The sequence below is a fragment of the Azoarcus sp. TTM-91 genome, assembly GCF_012911025.1.
Taxonomy (GTDB): domain Bacteria; phylum Pseudomonadota; class Gammaproteobacteria; order Burkholderiales; family Rhodocyclaceae; genus Azoarcus.
Map to the genome: position 1 here is coordinate 1 of NZ_WUEI01000222.1, position 2,594 is coordinate 2,594.

Below are 2,594 nucleotides of genomic sequence, written 5' to 3' on the forward strand. Positions count from 1 at the left end.
GAGCGCTGCATCGGAACGCGGGAGCCGGGCGGTGAGGGGGAAGGGGACGGATCATAGCGGCCTTTTCCCGGCAGGGTTTTGCCGGCCGGGCCGCGCGGGCGGAACGCTTTTCCATGCCGGCTTGCATCTTTTACCCCGGCGCCGCCCTGCCGCCGGCGCGTGCGCCCGGGCTCGGGCTTTGCTCAGCAGCCGGCGGGCCCCGTGCCACATTCATCTGACTGGAAAAAAGGAGACGCGCCATGAACAAGTCCAGCTTGCCGACCGGCCTCAAGGAAGTCGTGGGAAGCCTCATCGACGACCACCGCAAGGTGAAGAAGCTGTTCAAGGAGTTCGAGTCGGCCAAGACCCCGGAGGAAAAGGAGGCCATCGCCCGCAGCGCCTGCATGGAGCTGAAGGTGCATACTCAGCTGGAAGAGGAGCTGTTCTATCCGGCGGTGCGCAACAGCGACCCGGAGAAGTTCCACGATCTGCTCGACGAGGCGGTGGTGGAGCACGCCTCGGCCAAGGATCTGATCAAGCAGCTCGACGGCATGCACGCCGGCGACGACCTCTTCGACGCCAAGGTGACGGTGCTGGGGGAATACATCGAGCACCATGTGAAGGAAGAGGAGGAAGAGCTTTTCCCCAAGCTGATGGAGGAGAGGCTGGACCTGCGCGACCTGGCCTCGGAGATGGAGCAGAAGCGGGCGACGCTGACCGCGCATTGAGGGGGCTGGCCCCCGCCGGCGCTAGACGGGGGCTGCATCCGCAGGCCTTCTGCCGGATGTGGCCATCCGGCGAAGCGCGACGGTGGAGTCTTCCATTCTGCTTTTCGGCTGCAGCCTGCTGCACGCCGGGGGTGAGCAAGGCGGACATTACCGCCGCTTGTGGCCGAATTATCCTGCCTCCCGGTCACCGGGTTGCCTGGCCTCCAGGCGATGGTGCTTCAAACCGCCAGCAGCGCCAGCACCGCCTTCACCGCGGTGGCGACCGGTGCCGCCATCTCCGCCACCGTCTTCGCCGCTTCGATCAGGCCTTTGCCGGAAAGCTCGAACCACTCCTTGCGCGGCTCCTCGGAGGTGGCCTCGCTGGTGAGCGTCTCCAGATCGCGGCTGGCCTTCTCGGCTTGATCGGCGGGCAGCTTCTTGGCCAGTTCGGCCACTTGTACGCTGAGCGCCTTGAGCTTGTCCGCCAGTTCCGGCGTGCCGGCGCTGGCAGCCTTGTTGAAGCTGTTCTCGATGTTCTTGGCGGTGACCAGGTTGAAATCGCCGCCGACGGTGACGCTGCCGAGCTTGATGGTGGTGTTCATGTAAGTTCCCAGGTTGGTAATGTGGGTCACGGTGCTGGCGTGCTCGCTGCTGCGCTTGAGGTAGGCGCGTACCTTGTCGCCGATCTGGCGGCGCAGGGTGTCCAGGGTGGCGGTGCTGTTCTCCGGTAATTCGTTGAAGGCGTCGCAGGCGATGTCCACCATCTCCGCCTGCTGCACGCCGTGGCGGGCCGGGCGCTGGGTGGCCCGCAGGGTTTCGTTCAGGTAGTGCTGGACGGCATCGGAGCGCGCGCTGTCGGAGGTGATGTCCAGCTTGTTGCTCACCACCGCCGCCAGCAGCGCATGCAGCGTCTCCCGCTCGGAGTGCAGGCGCAGCAAGTGGATGCGCAGCGCGCGCAGTTGCGGCGCCTGGCGGTCGGCGCTGTGCAGGAACCAGGCGCTGACCCGCCTTGGCCCGAGTTGCAGCCAGGCGTGGTGCAGGCTGCCCAGTTCGGCGGGCAGGCGCAGGGCGCGAGCGTGGCGCGGCAGCGAAACCGTGTCGTCCATTGGCGCTTCGATCACCAGTGCCGGCGTGCGCGCCTGGAAGCACCAGCCGGGCAGCGGTGGCTGCGCGGGATCTTCCTTGGTGCGCAGGGTGGAGGCTCGCAGGTAATGCCCGGCGAGTGCCGGCCCGGCTTCGACCAGCTTCAGCCCGCTCTTGCGATGGCGGCGCGGTCCCACCGACACCTCCAGCCCCAGCCAGGCGAACAGTGCCTCCCGTCGGTGGTCCGGCCGCGCGACGGTATCGTCCTCGTCGCTCGCCAGCCGCATGCCCACCTCCAACCGGGCCGCCTTGCCCTGCGAATAGAAGCGCCGGAAGCTGTAGTTGCAGTGCGCAGGAAAGGCGGTGGTGCCACGCGCCAGGTGGTTGAGGCTGTCGGGGAAGCGCAGCGCGGCGCTGGCGTCGCAGTAGTTCTCCTCGCCTTCCCACTCCGGCACGCCACCGCGGCGGCGCGCCTGCACGCTGCCGGAAGAGCGGATGAAGTCCACGCAGGGTGTGGCCAATGGCCAAGCCGGCCGGGCGACGCGGCCTTCCGCCTCGGGGCAGAAGGCGCGCAGATCGGCAAAGGGGTGCTGCACCACGAGGAACATGCGTCCCCCCCGATCTCTTCTCACATCCCCCTAGACAGAGACATCGGGGGGTGCCTATGGCTTCCCATTCGAGAGGCCCCACAGCGTGACACCAATCAGCACCACCGGCTGCGCAGGATTTGGGGCAATCCGCCAGAGCGGATCGCGCTTGACGGCCTCCAGGTCATCGTCGATGCCCTCGGGCCTTCGCTGGAAATCTAGGATGCGGATCGGGTGG

The 2,594-nt window shown here is 67.2% G+C and carries 2 protein-coding genes; one reads left to right on the forward strand and one right to left on the reverse strand.

The genetic code is table 11. The features are described 5' to 3' along the window. Window positions 1-239 precede the first annotated feature (239 nt). The gene (locus GRF61_RS23735) at window positions 240-707 is read left to right on the forward strand and encodes a hemerythrin domain-containing protein (RefSeq protein ID WP_169153083.1); all 468 of its coding nucleotides are present in this window, start codon (window positions 240-242) and stop codon (window positions 705-707) included. A gap of 218 nt (window positions 708-925) precedes the next feature. Here the strand turns inward: GRF61_RS23735 and GRF61_RS23740 are convergent, their stop codons facing one another. Further along, on the reverse strand, window positions 926-2,377 hold the full coding sequence (locus GRF61_RS23740) for a hypothetical protein (protein WP_169153084.1): 1,452 nt from the start codon (window positions 2,375-2,377) through the stop codon (window positions 926-928). Between the last annotated feature and the right edge of the window lie 217 nt (window positions 2,378-2,594).

Bases quoted from the DNA above. Each gene is read 5' to 3' on its own strand.
- GRF61_RS23740 (WP_169153084.1), bottom strand. From the start codon at position 2,377: ATGTTCCTCGTGGTGCAGCACCCCTTTGCCGATCTGCGCGCCTTCTGC.
- GRF61_RS23735 (WP_169153083.1), top strand. From the start codon at position 240: ATGAACAAGTCCAGCTTGCCGACCGGCCTCAAGGAAGTCGTGGGAAGC.